The 16,169-nt window shown below is 60.2% G+C and carries 13 protein-coding genes and 1 pseudogene; 6 read left to right on the forward strand and 8 right to left on the reverse strand.

The features are described from left to right. Positions 1-37: 37 nt before the first annotated feature. Both rnd and A3C3_RS0111390 read right to left on the reverse strand, forming a co-directional pair. The gene (gene rnd, locus A3C3_RS0111385) at positions 38-1,183 is read right to left on the reverse strand and encodes a ribonuclease D (protein ID WP_022714733.1); all 1,146 of its coding nucleotides are present in this window, start codon (positions 1,181-1,183) and stop codon (positions 38-40) included. 385 nt (positions 1,184-1,568) lie between these two features. Then, positions 1,569-2,960 carry a multicopper oxidase family protein gene (locus A3C3_RS0111390; protein WP_028739573.1) on the reverse strand — a complete coding sequence of 464 codons (1,392 nt, stop codon included), beginning with the start codon at positions 2,958-2,960 and terminating at the stop codon, positions 1,569-1,571. Positions 2,961-3,217: 257 nt separating this feature from the next. Between A3C3_RS0111390 and aspS the strand changes: the two genes are divergently transcribed. Further along, a complete protein-coding gene (gene aspS / locus A3C3_RS0111395) occupies positions 3,218-5,008 on the forward strand; it encodes an aspartate--tRNA ligase (protein WP_028739574.1) in 1,791 nt (596 codons plus the stop codon). Positions 5,009-5,067: 59 nt separating this feature from the next. Here aspS and A3C3_RS0111400 read toward each other — a convergent pair whose 3' ends face one another. Beyond that, a complete protein-coding gene (locus tag A3C3_RS0111400; RefSeq protein ID WP_022714736.1) occupies positions 5,068-6,255 on the reverse strand; it encodes a YdgA family protein in 1,188 nt (395 codons plus the stop codon). Between the two features lie 221 nt (positions 6,256-6,476). Here A3C3_RS0111400 and parC point away from each other — a divergent pair, with 221 nt between their 5' ends. Together parC and A3C3_RS0111410 are read left to right on the forward strand one after the other, a co-directional pair. After that, positions 6,477-8,732 carry a DNA topoisomerase IV subunit A gene (gene parC, locus A3C3_RS0111405; RefSeq protein WP_022714737.1) on the forward strand — a complete coding sequence of 752 codons (2,256 nt, stop codon included), beginning with the start codon at positions 6,477-6,479 and terminating at the stop codon, positions 8,730-8,732. 154 nt (positions 8,733-8,886) lie between these two features. Next, complete coding sequence (locus A3C3_RS0111410) at positions 8,887-9,342, forward strand: SRPBCC family protein (protein ID WP_022714738.1); 456 nt, start codon at positions 8,887-8,889, stop codon at positions 9,340-9,342. On the opposite strand, the pseudogene A3C3_RS43515 reads toward A3C3_RS0111410, so the two are convergent. The 5 genes and pseudogenes from A3C3_RS43515 to hemB all read right to left on the reverse strand — a co-directional run. Beyond that, positions 9,331-9,578: pseudogene (locus tag A3C3_RS43515) on the reverse strand (type II toxin-antitoxin system death-on-curing family toxin); the annotation flags it as partial. The gene A3C3_RS0111410 and the pseudogene A3C3_RS43515 sit on opposite strands and share 12 nt — an antisense overlap. A gap of 6 nt (positions 9,579-9,584) precedes the next feature. Then, on the reverse strand, positions 9,585-10,466 hold the full coding sequence (locus tag A3C3_RS0111415) for a DMT family transporter (protein ID WP_022714739.1): 882 nt from the start codon (positions 10,464-10,466) through the stop codon (positions 9,585-9,587). Continuing rightward, complete coding sequence (locus tag A3C3_RS0111420; RefSeq protein WP_022714740.1) at positions 10,467-11,243, reverse strand: arginyltransferase; 777 nt, start codon at positions 11,241-11,243, stop codon at positions 10,467-10,469. Positions 11,244-11,411: 168 nt separating this feature from the next. Continuing rightward, complete coding sequence (locus tag A3C3_RS0111425; RefSeq protein WP_022714741.1) at positions 11,412-11,870, reverse strand: RDD family protein; 459 nt, start codon at positions 11,868-11,870, stop codon at positions 11,412-11,414. A gap of 71 nt (positions 11,871-11,941) precedes the next feature. Continuing rightward, positions 11,942-12,955 (reverse strand): porphobilinogen synthase, encoded by a 1,014-nt coding sequence (hemB, locus tag A3C3_RS0111430; protein ID WP_022714742.1) that lies wholly within the window; start codon positions 12,953-12,955, stop codon positions 11,942-11,944. Positions 12,956-13,087: 132 nt separating this feature from the next. Here hemB and A3C3_RS0111435 point away from each other — a divergent pair, with 132 nt between their 5' ends. The 3 genes from A3C3_RS0111435 to A3C3_RS0111445 all read left to right on the forward strand — a co-directional run bounded on the left by A3C3_RS0111435 (position 13,088) and on the right by A3C3_RS0111445 (position 15,925). Next, positions 13,088-13,525, forward strand: a complete 438-nt coding sequence (locus A3C3_RS0111435) for a DUF6163 family protein (RefSeq protein WP_028739575.1) — start codon at positions 13,088-13,090, stop codon at positions 13,523-13,525. 131 nt (positions 13,526-13,656) lie between these two features. Continuing rightward, a complete protein-coding gene (ldtR, locus tag A3C3_RS0111440) occupies positions 13,657-14,172 on the forward strand; it encodes a transcriptional regulator LdtR (RefSeq protein WP_022714744.1) in 516 nt (171 codons plus the stop codon). A gap of 451 nt (positions 14,173-14,623) precedes the next feature. After that, entirely contained in the window at positions 14,624-15,925 is a 1,302-nt protein-coding gene (locus A3C3_RS0111445) for a L,D-transpeptidase family protein (protein ID WP_022714745.1), read from the forward strand. Positions 15,926-16,169 lie beyond the last annotated feature (244 nt).

Here is a 16,169-nt window from a genome sequence, read left to right on the forward strand (position 1 = left end):
AAGCGATTTCGCAAGCCGGCTCAAGGGGCGAGGGCCATCAAAGCGGAACGGTATCGACTTTCTTGCCGACGAAACGAAGCGCGATCTCGCCCTTGATAAGCTGCAGCGCGGGCGCACCGAACAATTCGCGGCGCCAACCGCTGAGTGCCGCGACCTGCGCCTTCTCGCCATCCGCGGCAATCTTGTCGAGGTCTTCGCTGTTGGCGATGACTTTCGGCGCGACACCGTGTTTTTCCGAAATCAGCTTCAACAGTACCTTGAGCAATTCGACCGCAGCGGCAGCACCCTCAGGCGCCTGCGTGTGGCGGGGCACATGGGGCATCTCTGCTTTCGGCAGGGCAAGGGCCGTATTGACGGCTTCGAGAACCGCCGTACCGGCGGCAGAACGCTCCCATCCCTTCGGGATCGTGCGCAGGCGGCTCAGGGACTCGGTGTCCTTCGGCTGCTGCTGGGCAATCTCGTAGATCGCATCGTCCTTCAAGACGCGCGAACGCGGCACGTTGCGGGATCGCGCCTCCCGCTCGCGCCAGGCCGCGACATATTTGAGGGTCGCAAGTTCCTGCGGTTTGCGCAGCCGCATCTTCAAACGTTGCCAGGCGTCATCCGGATGCATGTCGTAGGTCTCGCGCGATTCGAGAATATCCATCTCCTCCGAGAGCCAGGACGAGCGGCCTTCGCGCTCCAGTTCGGCCTTGAGGTAGAGATAGGCGTCGCGCAGATGTGTGACGTCCGCCAACGCATAATCGAGCTGCTTTTCGGAAAGTGGCCGGCGGCTCCAGTCGGTGAAGCGCGAGGATTTATCGATCTGCACGCCCTTTGTCCGGCTGATGAGCTGGTCATAGGAGACGCTGTCGCCGAAGCCGCAGACCATGGCGGCGACCTGCGTGTCGAAGATCGGATGCGGGATCAGCCCGCCGCGGTGGAAGATAATTTCGATGTCCTGGCGCGCTGCATGAAAAACCTTCAGCACCTTCGGGTTGGCCATCAGCTCGAAGAAGGGTGCAAGGTCTATGCCCTTTGCAAGTGGGTCGATGATGACTTCCGTCGTCAAGCTCGCCATCTGTATCAGGCAAAGCTCCGGCCAGAATGTCGTCTCACGCAGGAATTCAGTGTCGATTGTAATGAAGTCGGACTTGGCCAGCTCTTTGCAGGCGGCCGCCAATTCGGCGGTTGTTTCTATCATGTCAATTCATTCGCAAGGAAAAAGGTCGGTTAACCTTCCTTCTCCTTTACGCTCGATATGTCAATACGTTGAAGGTGCCTATGCCGGCGTGGCCGGCGGGTTATTCGCCGGGATCGATGGGGGCGCTTCGCACGATTGCTGTATTCATTGGCGGTGGGCCCTCTCAGTGCACGTCCTCCTGCCAAATGTTATGCAATCGGCAAGGAACTAGATACAGGAGGCTGCGTCATGCCAAAACCATTCACCCTAACTCCCTCCCCGCAAGCTGGGCGAGGGGCTGGCCTCGCGAAATGGCTGAGAAGGACGGAGAGGTTGCGGCATATCACCTTTTCCCCGTGAAAGCCGGAAGAAGGTGCCAGCAGGCCGATGAGGGCTCTAGCTCACCTTAAACAACCCGCACATAACTCGTCATGCCGGTCTTCTGATGCTCGATGATATGGCAATGAAGCACCCAGTTGCCCGGATTGTCGGCGACGAAGGCAAGCTCAACCTTCTCATCGGGCTGGACGAGATAAGTGTCGGAAACGAGCGGCATCACCTCGCGTGTCGACGACGAAATGACCGTGAAGCCCATGCCGTGCAGATGGATCGGATGCAGGTGCGGTGTCACGTTCTGGAGCTGGAAGATGTAGCTTTTGCCAAGCTTCAGTTCGGCAAGTGGGGCGGTCGGATCGGCAATGTCGCCCGGCCACGGCAGCCTGTTGATCGCCCAGAAACTGTAGCCGAGTGTACCGCATATGCTGTCGACGGAGACGTTTTCCGCTGTGGCGCTGAGCACCAGCGGGATCTTTTCGGCGGCGGAAATATCGGCCTGCGGGACCGGATTGGCGGCAAGCGGGGCAAGGTCGCCTGCGTTGCGTTTCAGGGACTGACCGACGGCGCGCAGGCTCGCGATCGTTTTCGGCGCGGTCCCCCGGATATCCTCGAGTATCGCTACACCGCCTTCGCTGTCCGGCATCCGCACGACAAGGTCCAGCCGCTGCCCGGGACCGATCTGGAACAGGTCAAGCGGAAAGCGCTGCGGCACCGGATTGCCGTCGATGGCGATCACCGTCGCCTCGGCGCCTTCGATCCGCAGCGAGAAGATGCGGGTGACATCCGTCACGGCGATGCGCAGGCGGACAAGGCCGCCGGCCGGCGCATCATATTGCGGCTCCTGCTGCCAGTTCGCCGTGCGCACCGTTCCATAGGTGCCGGTCTTTGCCGCGTCGCGCGGACGGAAGGGCGCGATGAATTGCCCGTCTCCGCCGAGCCGCCAGTCGCGCAGGTTGAGCACGATCTCGGCATCGAAAGTCGGATCGGCAGGATCCTCGACGACGATAACGCCGGTCATGCCGCGGCCTATCTGGGTCAGCGTGTTGCAATGCGGATGATACCAGAAGGTGCCGGCATCCGGCGGCGTGAAGGCGTAGTCAAAGCTGTCGCCCGTATAGACGTAGGGCTGCGTCATGAAGGGCACGCCGTCCATCCTGTTGTCGATGCGAAGGCCATGCCAGTGGATCGTGGTCGGCTCGTCGAGAGCATTGGTCAGGCGTGCGGCATAGGGCCTGCCACGGGTCATGCGAAGCACCGGCGGCGGGCCGCCATCGCCCCAGGTCATGACATCCCTCGTCGGTCCGGCAGCGGTGAGCGAAGCCTCGGTCTTCACCGCCTTCAGCACCTGCGGTTCGGGCGCCGAGCCGGCAAAGCCGAACTTGCCGGCAATGCCCATGCCGGCGCTGTAGGCGCCGGCGACGGCGGACGCCCTCAACAGATTGCGGCGGGTGAGTAGGGGCATCTGGCGCTCCGGCAACAACAATGGCGCCATCTTTAAAGTTGACTGCGGTTTTCATCAATAAGGAAGTGAGGCCAAACTGCCGCAGTTGCCTTGCATCAGGCGCCCGAATAAACCGCGCCAAAGTGGTGCTCAATGCGGCCCAAGCCTTGACAAATCAGACCGTCCATGCGCTTTTCCGCCCGATTTTCTTGTCGGCACCGGAGAGCCATTCGAGCCCCTTGCTGCCGTCTCAAGCCAAAATACCAGGATTAGACATTATGCATCGCTACCGCAGCCACACATGTGCAGCCCTCCGTAAGTCGGATGTTGGCTCGAATGTCCGGATTTCCGGCTGGGTCCACCGCGTTCGCGACCATGGCGGCGTTCTCTTCATCGACCTTCGCGACCATTATGGCATCACGCAGGTTGTTGCCGATCCGGATTCGCCGGCTTTCAAGATCGCTGAAACCGTTCGCGGCGAATGGGTCATCCGCATCGACGGCCTCGTGAAAGCACGTACTGAAGACACCGTGAACAAGGCGATGGCGACCGGCGAGATCGAGCTTTACGCGCAGGAGATCGAAATCCTCTCCGCCGCCAAGGAACTGCCGCTGCCGGTCTTCGGTGAGCCGGACTATCCGGAAGACGTCCGCCTCAAGTACCGCTTCCTCGACCTTCGCCGCGAGACGCTGCACAAGAACATCGTCAAGCGCACGCAGATCATCTCTGCCATGCGCCGTGAAATGGGCAATATCGGCTTCACCGAATATTCGACGCCGATCCTGACGGCCTCCTCGCCGGAAGGCGCGCGTGACTTCCTCGTGCCGAGCCGCATCCATCCCGGCACCTTCTACGCCCTGCCGCAGGCGCCGCAGCTGTACAAGCAGCTCTTGATGGTCGCCGGTTTCGACCGCTACTTCCAAATCGCGCCCTGCTTCCGTGATGAAGACCCGCGAGCCGACCGCCTGCCCGGCGAATTCTATCAGCTCGACCTCGAAATGAGCTTCGTGACCCAGGAAGACGTCTGGAACGCCACGGGTCCGCTGATGACCAAGGTGTTCGAGGAGTTTGCCGAAGGTAAGCCGGTGACCAAGGAATGGCCACGCATTCCTTATGACGAGGCAATTCGCAAATACGGCTCCGATAAGCCGGACCTGCGCAACCCGATCGTCATGGAGGCCGTGACTGAGCACTTCGCCGGCTCCGGCTTCAAGGTCTTCGCGAACATGATCGCGTCCAACCCGAAGGTCCAAGTCTGGGCGATCCCGGCAAAGACCGGCGGCTCCCGCGCCTTCTGCGACCGCATGAACGCTTGGGCGCAGAGCCAGGGCCAGCCCGGCCTCGGCTACATCTTCTGGCGCAAGGAAGGCGAGAAGCTCGAAGGAGCCGGTCCGCTCGCCAAGAACATCGGCGAAGAGCGCACGGATGCGATCCGCACCCAGCTCGGCCTCGATGACGGCGACGCCTGTTTCTTCGTCGCCGGCGAGCCGGACAAGTTCTACAAGTTCGCAGGCGAAGCACGCAACCGCGCTGCCGACGAGCTGAACCTCATCGACCGCGACCGGTTCGAACTCTGCTGGATCGTCGACTTCCCGTTCTTCGAATGGAACGAGGACGAGAAGAAGGTCGACTTCGCGCACAACCCCTTCTCCATGCCCCAAGGCGGCTTGGAGGCGCTGCAGAACCAGGATCCGCTGACGATTAAGGCCTTCCAGTACGACGCCGTCTGCAATGGCTTCGAAATCGCTTCGGGCTCGATCCGTAACCAGTCGCCGGAACTGATGGTCCAGGCCTTCGAAAAGGTGGGCCTCAGCCAGGCGGACGTCGAGGATCGCTTCGGCGGTCTCTATCGCGCCTTCCAGTATGGCGCACCGCCGCATGGTGGCGCCGCCTTCGGTATCGACCGGATCGTGATGCTGCTCGCTGGCGCGAAGAACCTGCGCGAAATCTCGCTCTTCCCGATGAACCAGCAGGCCCAGGACCTCCTGATGGGCGCCCCGTCGCCGGCAACGCCTGCGCAGCTGCGCGAACTGGCGATCCGCCCGATCCCGCCGGTCAACAAAGACTGAGTTTTCCAATGTAATAAGCCCGGTGCGTTACCGGGCTTATTTGTTGGTGGAGTTCAATCTTACTGGTTCGCCGTCACCTTCACGCCGAGCACGCCGGGCAGCGTGTTTGGAGCGCCCATGGCAGCACCCATGATGGTCGGGAAGGGGACAGGCTGGGCGGGTGCGGCGCTGACTGCGAAGCTTTTCGGGTCGTCGAGATAGGTGTTGACCGCTGCCGAAATCGCATTCTGTAGTTCCGGGATGTTGAGCTGCGCCAGCGCAATCGGCGCCATAGCCTTCAGCGCATCCGCCATCTGCTGCGCCGAGATGTTCTGCTTGGAGCCGGCATATTCCAGCGCACGCTTCGTGATCGATGCGTCATCGAAGCGGATTTCGGCGCCGTTGAACGAAAGTTGCTGCATCAGACCGAGCATGGCAAGGCCAAGCGCTTGCTGCGCTTCTTCCTTGTTCGGGTTCGCTTCGGAGGCCTTCGCCGCTTCCTGCAGCGACTTCATGAAGGGCAGGGTGTATCCCGAAATCTTGAAGGCAAGCTTTAGGCGGCCGACATTTGTCACGTCGAAGGCAAATTCGGAGATGTCAATCGTGCCGGGGCCGAGATCCCAGGCGCCCTTCATCGTGATGTCGCCGTTGACGTGCTGCAGGGCTAGCTTCTCGATCGCTTCCTTCGCCTGCGGGTCCGGAGCATCGCTGAGGTCCGCCTTCATGCTCTTGAATGCGCCGTCGAAGTCGAAGCCGGATTCGTCTTCACGAAGCGACAGGTTCATCTGCGTTTCGCCGAGCGAGAAGACTTCCTTGCCATCCTTGGTGACCTTGAACGGGCCGACATGCGCCGTTTCGTAAAGCAGTATGGAGTCGAGGCCGTCACCGTTGACATCGGCAGGAATGGATATGCCGCCGAGCGTCATTTCGGAGGCGCTGACGGTCGCGCCGTCTTGCGTGATGTTGATGTCGGGAAAGGCTGCTTCCTCGATGTAGTAACCGCCTTCTTCGTCTTCCTCGACGCCGGTCATCGTGATGTCGCCAATGTGGAGAGCATCGCTGCCAGTCGGCTTGAAGCTCGCGTTCTTCAGTGTCACCGTCGTGTAGTTGACATCGACACCATCGGCTGTGACCGTTCCGCCTTGGGCACTATAGGCAGCATTCAGCTTCTTCAGGAGATCCTGCCCGTCGAGCGCGAACGCGGAGCCGGCGAGTGAGAGGAATGCGGCGCCAGACAGCATCAGCCGGGTTGTCCGGTAAAAGGTCATGGGTAAGTCCTTTGGTGGCGGTTGCGAATTGCAGCGAAATTACTGCGGATCGAACGCGGTTTATATTTGCAGGTTTCTAAATTTCTGTTGAAGGGGAAAGCAAACAAAGTCCAAATTGGTGGCGATGCTTGATGACCTTTTCATGTCATTCCATGACGTCATCCACAGGGCCACCCCCCTCATTCCTTGCCGTGAATCGCCTTCTGGGCTAGGCAAGGCTCATGGGACAAGAGATTTTGCCGCCTTCCGGCGGAGACGACGACAGCATTCACCCGGTTGATCTGAAGGCCGCGCTCGAGGAGCGTTACTTGGCCTATGCACTTTCGACCATCATGCACCGCGCGCTTCCAGACGTCCGCGACGGCCTGAAGCCGGTTCATCGGCGCATCATTCATGCCATGAGCGAGATGGGCATACGCCCGAACGCGGCCTTTAAGAAATGCGCCCGCATCGTCGGCGACGTCATTGGTAAGTTCCATCCGCATGGCGACCAGTCCGTCTACGATGCGTTGGTGCGTCTCGCGCAGGATTTCTCCCAGCGTTATCCGCTCGTCGACGGGCAGGGAAACTTCGGCAATATCGACGGTGATAACGCCGCCGCCTACCGTTATACCGAAGCGCGCATGACGGAGGTCACGGCGCTGCTTCTCGAAGGCATCGAGCAGGATGCCGTCGATTTCCGCCTGACCTATAACGAGGAAGACGAGGAACCGACCGTTCTTCCGGGGTCCTTCCCGAACCTGCTCGCGAACGGCTCCTCCGGCATCGCCGTCGGTATGGCGACTTCCATTCCTTCGCATAACGCCCATGAGCTTTGCGATGCGGCACTGCACTTGATCAAGCATCCGGATGCGACCGTCGAAAAGCTCGTCGAGTTCATTCCGGGGCCGGATTTTCCGACGGGCGGCATTATCATCGACGGTCGCGAAAGCATCATCGAAAGCTACCGCACCGGCCGCGGCGGCTTCCGGGTACGCGCCAAGTGGCAGATCGAAGATCTCGGTCGCGGCGGCTATCAGATCATCGTCACCGAAATCCCCTTCCAGGTGCAGAAGTCGCGATTGATCGAAAAGATCGCCGAGCTGCTGATCGCCCGCAAGCTGCCGCTGCTGGAAGACATACGCGACGAGTCTGCCGAAGACGTCCGTGTCGTGCTGGTGCCGAAGAGCCGTACCGTCGATCCGACGATCCTGATGGAATCGATGTTCAAGTTGACGGAGCTGGAGAGCCGCTTCCCGCTGAACATGAACGTTTTGTCCATGGGACGCATTCCGCGCGTCATGGCGCTGAACGAGGTGCTGAAGGAGTGGCTGAATCACCGCCGCGAGGTCCTGCAGCGCCGTTCACGCTTCCGCCTTGCCGCAATCGACAGACGCCTCGAAATCCTCGGTGGCTTGCTCATTGCCTACCTGAACATCGACGAGGTGATCCGCATCATCCGCGAGGAGGACGAACCGAAGCCGGTGATGGTGGCCCGCTGGGGACTGACCGACAACCAGGTCGAGGCGATCCTCAACATGCGGCTGCGCTCTTTGCGCAAGCTCGAAGAGTTCGAAATCCGAACTGAGTTTGACGAACTCACCAAGGAGAAGACCGGCATCGAGGCGCTGCTCGCTTCCGAGGAAAAGCAGTGGCAGACGGTCGCCTGGGAAATTGGCGAGGTGAAGAAGAAGTTCGCCAAGGCAACCGAAATCGGCCGCCGCCGCACGCAGTTCGCCGAGGCGCCCGAAGCCGACGAACAAGCCATCCAGCACGCGATGATCGAAAAGGAACCGATCACCGTCGTCGTTTCCGAAAAAGGCTGGATCCGTGCGCTGAAGGGCCACATCTCGGACACCGCGAGCCTGACCTTCAAGGAAGGCGATGCGCTGAAGATAGCTTTCCCGGCTCAGACGACGGACAAGATCCTTGTCGTCACCACCGGCGGCAAGGTCTTCACGCTCGGCGGCGACAAGCTGCCCGGCGGGCGTGGCCATGGCGAGCCGCTGCGCATCATGGTCGACATGGATAACGATCAGGATGTGCTGACGGCCTTCGTCCACGATCCGGCGCGCAAGCAGCTGATCGTCTCGACGGCCGGCAACGGTTTCGTTGTGGCGGAATCCGAAATGGCTGCCAACACCCGCAAGGGGAAGCAAATCATGAATGTTGCGATGCCGGACGAGACCAAGCTGATCGTGCCCGTCAGCGGCGATCACGTCGCTGTCGTCGGCGAGAACCGCAAGATGCTGGTCTTCCCGCTGGCCCAGGTTCCCGAGATGGCCCGCGGCAAGGGCGTGCGCCTGCAGCGATACAAGGATGGCGGCATTTCCGACGTCCGTTGCTTCGCGATCGCCGACGGTCTCGTCTGGGAAGACAGCGCAGGCCGTACTTTCACAAAAAACAAGGAAGAACTGGCCGAATGGTTTGGCGACCGCGCTTCTGCGGGCCGCACGGTTCCGAAGGGCTTCCCGCGCAGCGGCAAATTTGCCGGCTGAGGCGATAACAAATTGGCGATCCGCTCTTGGCGAGCGGGTCGCATCCTCTATCTCATTCCTGTTATCAAAATTGGGAACAGGTTCATTCCGAGGACGGACGGAATGGCCGTTGGGCATTGCGCTCGCAGCGCAGCCCTCACACGGAGGAGCATCAATGTCTGCCAATACCATCAAGCTGCATGTCGATCACACCTATAATGCGCCGCCTTCCGTCGTCTACGACGCATGGCTCAACCCGCAAATCGCCAGGCGCTTCCTTTTCGCGGCGAAGGATGGCCATGTTATCCGCGCCGAAATCGCTCCCCATGTCGGCGGCCGCTTTCTGATCATCGACAGGCGCCCAACCGGCGACGCATGCCACTGCGGCATATTTCTCGAACTTCGCAGGCCGAGGCACATGGCCTTCAGCTTCTCGGCGGAGGAGCACGACCACAATCCCGACCGCGTCGAGATCGACATCGAGCCGCTGGGTGACGGCAGCCGCCTGACGCTGTCCCACGAAATGTGCGCCGAATGGGGGGCCTTCGAAGAAAAGACCCGTCAGGGTTGGACGCGTGTGATGGACGGCCTGGAACGGGTGCTGGAACAGACGGACCGGCTAGCAAGCTAAGGACACGCTGAAATCGCGCACACAGCGCGTCACGTCCGCTTCGTCTATTTCGCAGGCGGCGACGGAGGCGACGAAGGCAGCAATCTGTGCGTTCTCGGCATCAATGAGATAGCCCTTACATATAAGAAGGTGAACGCAGCGAGGTAGCCAGTCCGTTTGTTGCCGTCGATCAAAGGATGGTTTCGGACCATCCCATGAAGATATGCGACGGCGAGGACAAAGATATCGTCCTCGCCCTACGCTTATCGTCGCTGCCGAACACCTCTTGCCCGTGCCATCCAGAGCGAATGCGTCATGATCGCTATGATGAGGATCGCGCCGCCGATGAGTGTCATCGCGGTCGGAATTTCGGCGAAGATGAACCAGACCCAGATCGGGGCAAGCACCGTCTCGAGCAGGTAGAACATGCCGACTTCGGGGGCCGAGAGATAGCGCGGGCCGGTTGCCAGACACCAAAAGGCGACGGGCATCACGATGGCGCCGTTGAATATAATCCAGCCGGGATGATCAATTGAAACGTCCGCAGGCAGCGCCATGCCGAAGCCGAGGATTGCCGGGAACATCGCGGCAAGGAGCGGCACGAAACCCATGTTGCGCCGAGAGGCCCGGCCGACCGTGATTGCCGCGGCAAGGATGAGCGCACTCAGCAGCGCCATCGCGTCGCCGAAGGTGTGACCGCTCGAAATTCCGTCATGCGCGATCAGCCCGACACCGACGATCATGGCGGCCATCGCCAGCAAGGTGGAAACGGGCGGCCGCTCCTTCAGGAATATCCACGAAAGCAGCGCGCCGAACATCGGATTGAAGGCAACAATGAAGACGACGTTGGCCGTCGCCGTGTTGAAAACAGAAAGCAGGAAGGTCAGCGTGGATAGGCCGTAAAGTAGTCCCGCAGCGATGCCGTGCCGGCCCGGGATCAGGATCGGCCATTTCCCTTTCAGCATGCGGATCGCTGCGATGATAAGCAGTGTCACCAGAGCCGTCGTGATGCTGCGAAGGCCGAGGATCGGCCACATCTTTCCTTCGGCGAGTCGCACGAGCGGAATGTCCATGGAAAGGGCCAGGCCACCGATTGCCGTCAGGGCAAGGCCTTTCCGGTGACCGGAAAGGGTAGGAAGGGACATTTAGTCGTGCGTGCTTTCGGGCATCGTGGAGGGATCGAAGCGTTCCCAGCCGCGCGGCGTCAGGTGCTCTTGCGGCTGGAAGCGCGTCTTGTAATCCATTTTGCGCGATCCCTGAACCCAGTAGCCGAGATAGACATGCGGAAGGCCGAGCGCCTTTGTGCGCTTCACATGATCGAGGATCATGAAGGTGCCGAGCGAGCGCTTGTCATATTCGGGATTGAAATAGGAATAGACCATGGAAAGGCCGTCGCTCATCGTGTCGGTCAGCGCGGCGGCCAGGAGCTCGCCGCGCGGACGGGTCTCCAGGCCCGAACCTTCCTCGCGTTTGCGGTATTCGATGATCTTGGTGTTCACATGCGTATCTTCCACCATGATCGCATAGTCGAGCACGGTCATGTCGGACATGCCGCCTTGCTGGTGACGGTCGTCGAGATAGCGGCGGAAGAGGGAATACTGCTCGCTAGAAGGCTGCGCCGGAAATTCGGTCGCAATGACGTCGACGTTGTGGGCGAGCACCCGTTTCATCGAATTCGTCGGCTGGAACTCCTGCGCGAGGATACGCACCGAGACGCAGGCACGGCAGGCTTCGCAGGCGGGGCGGTAGGCGATGTTCTGCGAACGGCGGAAGCCGCCTTGTGTCAGGATGTCGTTCATTTCTGCAGCGCGCGGACCGACGAGATGCGTGAAGACCTTACGCTCCATCTCATGCGGCAAATACGGACATGCAGCCGGAGCCGTCAGATAAAACTGCGGTGATGGCGAGGCCTGCGTATTCATCTGCCGGGGAAATGTCCTTTCGCACTGACTATTTTATGACAGCATGAACTAAGAATAGAAAACGTCAACAGCGCGGCTGGTCTATCCGCGCTATCAATTTTCTGTTCTTTTTTGATATGGCGCCGCGGGCCGGCCGGCAAAGGCCGGCGGCGGATTTTATTTGCCGCCTCAGTCGGTGCGAACGGTAGCCGTGCCGACAAGCAGGTCGTGAATCAGCCGGCTGCGCTCGGTAAAAAGACCAGCAAGCAGAATCAGCGGCGTCAAGAGCGAATTAAGGATCCAGAATAGCGCCAGATGAGCGATCGCCAAAAGGAAATCCATCGGGCGGCCGTCGACGCGCACGATTGCGATCCCCATCGCCCGCATGCCGGGCGAAGCCTGGCTCGGCCCGCCGACCGTCAAGCCGAAATAAAGGCCGGCAACCAGCACGAAGAGCGCCGGATAGAGAAAGAAGCCGAGGCCGAGCGTCAGAATCGACAGAAAAAACAGCACGACGGCCGCGGGAATGCAGAGCAGCAGCACGATGATGTAGTCGAGAATGAACGCGAAGACTCGCCGGCTCAGCGTGCCGCTATAGGCGCGCCAGTCTTCCGGTGCGGCATAAAGCGGTTTCGGGTTAAGGCTCATCTGCGGTCTCCTTTGGAAATCGATGCCACTGATATGGGGTCGGCCGCCGGAGATACAATAATGCGTGAAGATCAGCGCTTTGCCAGCAGTCTGGCGACCTCGATCGCGAAATAGGTCAAGATCCCGTCGCAGCCGGCGCGCTTGAAGGCAAGCAACGTTTCCAGCATCGCCCGTTCGCCGTCGATCCAGCCGTTCATCGCGGCAGCCTTGATCTGCGTATATTCGCCGGAAACCTGATAGGCGAAGGTCGGCAGTCCGAAGGCCTCTTTCATCCGCCAGCAGATGTCGAGATAGGGCAGACCGGGCTTGACCATCAGCATGTCCGCACCCTCTTCGACATCGAGTGCTGCATCGCGGATCGCCTCGGTGCCATTGGAAGGATCGATATAGTAGGTCTTCTTGTCACCCTTCAAAAGGCCGCCGGTTGAAATCGCCTCGCGATAAGGCCCGTAGAATGCCGACGCGAACTTGGTCGCATAGCTCATGATCCCGACATTCTGGTGGCCTGCGGCATCGAGCGCCCGGCGGATCGCGCCAATGCGGCCGTCCATCATTTCCGACGGGGCAATGATATCGGAACCGGCATCAGCCTGCATGACGGCGGCGCGCGCCACCTGATCGACAGTCTCGTCGTTGACGATTTCGCCACCGTGCAGGATACCGTCATGGCCGTGACTGGTGAAAGGGTCGAGAGCCACGTCGGTGATCACGCCGATATTCGCAACGGCTTTCTTAATGGCGATCGTCGCCTGATTGATGAGATTGTTGGCCTCCAGGCTGTTCGAGCCCGTTTCGTCACGTAGTGCCATGTCGATGTTCGGGAAGGTGGCGATTGCCGGGACGCCGAGGTCAGCCGCTTCCCTGGCTGCATCCGCCAACTTGTCGATGCTCATGCGGTTGACGCCGGGCATGGCGGGGATCGGTTCCACGATGCCGGAACCGGGGATCACGAAGACCGGCCATATCAGGTCGTCCACCGTCAGCCGGTTTTCCTGCACCAGCCGGCGCGTCCAGTCCGCCTTGCGGTTGCGGCGCATGCGGCGGTGTCCGGTGATCTCGTCGACGAGGTGCGTCTTGTCCTGCATTGTCTTTCGTCCCTGGCCATTCCATTTCTTGGTCCGCTCATTATCATGACGGACCGGAAAACCAAACCGGGCGATTGGCCGCGGCGGATCAGCCGCTGGTGGAGCCGCAACGGGAACCCTAAGGTCTGCGCCATGGAAAACGATTCTCCGACGATGCCGAAGCGGACGCTGATAGACATCCTGTTCATCCTCTTCCTGAGGCTGGTCGCGATCTCCTGCTTCTGGTTCGGCCTGCAATATTGGGCGATGCTTGTTGGCTATTCACTGGTGGGGGCAGGGCGCTTCGATCTTCTGAGCTTGCCGTGGAAGGTTGCAGCCACCAGCCTTGCCGTTCTCTTCCCCGTCGCTTCGCTCGGCCTCTGGCTGACGGTATCCTGGGGCCCGGTCGTTTGGGTGCTCGCCGCAGGCGGACAAATCCTGATGTATGGCCTGCTGCCGCAGACCTTTGGCTCCAACCGGCTCATCCTTCTGATGCATGGCGCGGTTGCCTTGGTCTATCTGGTTTTCCGCCTGGCGCTCTGGCTGGAGAAACGCCGCCAGCGCCGCAAAGTAAGCGTTGATTTACCCTGATACAACGCGGGGTTTCCGGTAAGGTGCTGTTAAGCCTGCAGTTTAAGTAGAATTTTATTTGTATTCGATAGGGTCTGTCTCAAGGCGGGAAGAAAACCAACACCGCCAAACAAAACAGTGAGGCAGTCATCATGAATACGAAAATCAAGCCGCAGGCGGTATCGAACTTCCGTGATCAGCAGGACCAGGACATCCGTGATCTTTACATGGAATCCCTTCACCTTGTTGAACGTCTTCACCGCCGCCTTCTGGATGTCATCAAGGACGAGTTCGACCGTCAGGGCCGCAGCGACGTCAACGCCATCCAGGCTCTGCTCCTTTTCAACATCGGCAATTCCGAGCTGACCGCCGGTGAGCTGCGCTCGCGTGGCTACTATCTCGGCTCGAACGTGTCCTACAACGTCAAGAAGCTGGTCGATCTCGGCTTCATCAACCACCAGCGTTCGCGCATCGACCGCCGCTCCGTCCGCATCAGCCTGACGGAAACCGGAACTGAGGTCGCCGAAACAGTCGCCAAGCTCTACGAGCGCCACATCGCCTCGATCGACAAGGTCGGCGGCATCGGCACGGACGAGTTCACCCAGATGAACAAGCTCCTGCAGCGCCTCGACCGCTTCTGGAACGACCAGATCCTTTACCGGCTCTAAGGTAACAGACCTCCTCCAAGGTCGAAGAAAGCCGGATGCGTCCCTGCGCGTCCGGTTTTGCCGTTCCGGGCCAAGCGTGTCATCTTTGCAACGCATCGCACCCAAGCACAGCGGCCCGTATTCAGGCCGTTTTTTAGCCGTTATTAACCAGCACCGTTTACGACGGATCGATATGGTTTCGTCCGTGCCGCTCCCGACCATCGGTAGGCATATTGGACGTCGGCGACACGAATTGGCCATATTGGTATGACAGCGGACATGCACGGCAAGCGGCGCTTTTCATATGGTAGTTCAAAGTCGTCCGCGCTTCCGGCTCGCAATCTTGTGATGGCCAGGCGCGGAAAATCTGTGATGCGCCGGAAAACGGAATGGTAGTGATCTGCGCCGTGGCGCAGTGAATCGCAAAGCCCGCGGTTTTCCTTTCAAGCTGCGGCATTGAGTGGTTGGGATTATGTCGAAGAAAAACCGAATTGAAGCTCTTTCGCGCCGCGCCTTTCTTGCGTCTGCGGCAACCGTCGGCGCCAGTGCAATCGCCGCCCCGGCATTTGCGCAGTCCGCGCTCGATGCGCTGATCAACGCACCGCGCCGCGGCGCCTGGGATGACCAGTTCGATGCCAAGGCTGCCTCGCGTACGGCGAGTGCTGCCGTCTCCAATACCCCGATCCTCAGCCCGCAATCGGTTCCGAGCATCCAGCAGGCGATCATGGAGTATCAGCAGATCGCCTCCGCAGGCGGTTGGCCTGAGGTCAATCCGGCTGGCCTGCGTCTCCAGCTCGGCGTGACGGATCCTTCCGTTCAGGCTCTGCGCCAGCGCCTTGCCATCACCGGCGACCTGCCGCGCGAAGCAGGCATGTCTTCCGCCTTCGATTCCTATGTCGATGGTGCGGTCAAGCGCTTCCAGGCTCGTCATGGCCTTCCGTCAGACGGCGTCATCGGCGAATTTACGCTGAAGGCGATGAACATTCCTGTTGACGTGCGCCTGCAGCAGTTGAACACCAACCTCATCCGCCTGCAGACCTTCCCGGAAGATCTCGGCCGTCGCCATGTCATGGTCAATATTCCGGCCGCCTATGTGGAGGCGGTCGAGGACGGCAGCGTGGCGACACGTCATGCGGCCGTCGTCGGACGTATCAGCCGCCCGACGCATATCGTCAACTCGAAGATCTACGAGGTCATACTCAATCCCTATTGGACTGCGCCGCGCTCGATCGTCGAGAAGGACATCATGCCGCTGATGCGCAAGGATCCGACTTATCTCGAGAAGAACGCCATTCGCCTGATTGACGGCAAGGGCAACGAAGTCGCCCCGGAAACCATCGACTGGAATGGCGAGGCGCCGAACCTGATGTTCCGTCAGGATCCGGGCAAGATCAACGCCATGGCTTCGGCGAAGATCAATTTCCATAACAAGAACGGCGAGTACATGCACGACACGCCGCAGCAGGGCTTGTTCAACAAGCTGATGCGCTTTGAGTCGTCCGGCTGCGTCCGCGTCCAGAACGTCCGTGACCTGACGACTTGGCTGCTGCGCGACACCCCACCGTGGTCGCGCCAGCAGATGGAGCAGGTGATCGCCAGCCGGGTCAACACGCCGATCACGCTCGCCGAGGAAATCCCGGTCTATTTCGTCTACATCTCGGCCTGGGGCATGCCGGACGGCCTCGTGCAGTTCCGCGACGACATCTACCAGATGGACGGCAACGCCGAGCTTGCGCTCGACACGACCGCTGGAATGGAACAGCCGGTTCAGTAAGCTTCCTGCGTATGAATTGGGAAACCGCGCTGGAAGGCGCGGTTTTTTCTTTGCCAGCGGTTGCCGTTCATCCGCTTGCCGGCACCTCCTTAAACGAGGCGAAGGGGATATGTCGCAACGCTTCGATTAATCTCTAAGTTTTGTGAGGCACGTCCCCTCCAAGCTGGCGCAGATAGGATTAGGGTGAGGGGCATCCCACGACAACATGCCAAGCCCACGACACTCCTGCGCGTAGATTGCTCAG

This window comes from Rhizobium mongolense USDA 1844 (assembly GCF_000419765.1).
Classification (GTDB): domain Bacteria; phylum Pseudomonadota; class Alphaproteobacteria; order Rhizobiales; family Rhizobiaceae; genus Rhizobium; species Rhizobium mongolense.

Excerpts from the sequence above, each read along its gene's own strand:
- A3C3_RS0111400 (WP_022714736.1), bottom strand. The coding sequence starts at position 6,255 with ATGACCTTTTACCGGACAACCCGGCTGATGCTGTCTGGCGCCGCATTC.
- hemB (WP_022714742.1), bottom strand. The coding sequence starts at position 12,955 with ATGCAGGACAAGACGCACCTCGTCGACGAGATCACCGGACACCGCCGC.
- aspS (WP_028739574.1), top strand. The coding sequence starts at position 3,218 with ATGCATCGCTACCGCAGCCACACATGTGCAGCCCTCCGTAAGTCGGAT.
- parC (WP_022714737.1), top strand. The coding sequence starts at position 6,477 with ATGGGACAAGAGATTTTGCCGCCTTCCGGCGGAGACGACGACAGCATT.
- A3C3_RS0111435 (WP_028739575.1), top strand. The coding sequence starts at position 13,088 with ATGGAAAACGATTCTCCGACGATGCCGAAGCGGACGCTGATAGACATC.
- rnd (WP_022714733.1), bottom strand. The coding sequence starts at position 1,183 with ATGATAGAAACAACCGCCGAATTGGCGGCCGCCTGCAAAGAGCTGGCC.
- A3C3_RS0111425 (WP_022714741.1), bottom strand. The coding sequence starts at position 11,870 with ATGAGCCTTAACCCGAAACCGCTTTATGCCGCACCGGAAGACTGGCGC.
- A3C3_RS0111415 (WP_022714739.1), bottom strand. The coding sequence starts at position 10,466 with ATGTCCCTTCCTACCCTTTCCGGTCACCGGAAAGGCCTTGCCCTGACG.
- A3C3_RS0111410 (WP_022714738.1), top strand. The coding sequence starts at position 8,887 with ATGTCTGCCAATACCATCAAGCTGCATGTCGATCACACCTATAATGCG.
- A3C3_RS0111445 (WP_022714745.1), top strand. The coding sequence starts at position 14,624 with ATGTCGAAGAAAAACCGAATTGAAGCTCTTTCGCGCCGCGCCTTTCTT.
- A3C3_RS0111390 (WP_028739573.1), bottom strand. The coding sequence starts at position 2,960 with ATGCCCCTACTCACCCGCCGCAATCTGTTGAGGGCGTCCGCCGTCGCC.
- ldtR (WP_022714744.1), top strand. The coding sequence starts at position 13,657 with ATGAATACGAAAATCAAGCCGCAGGCGGTATCGAACTTCCGTGATCAG.
- A3C3_RS0111420 (WP_022714740.1), bottom strand. The coding sequence starts at position 11,243 with ATGAATACGCAGGCCTCGCCATCACCGCAGTTTTATCTGACGGCTCCG.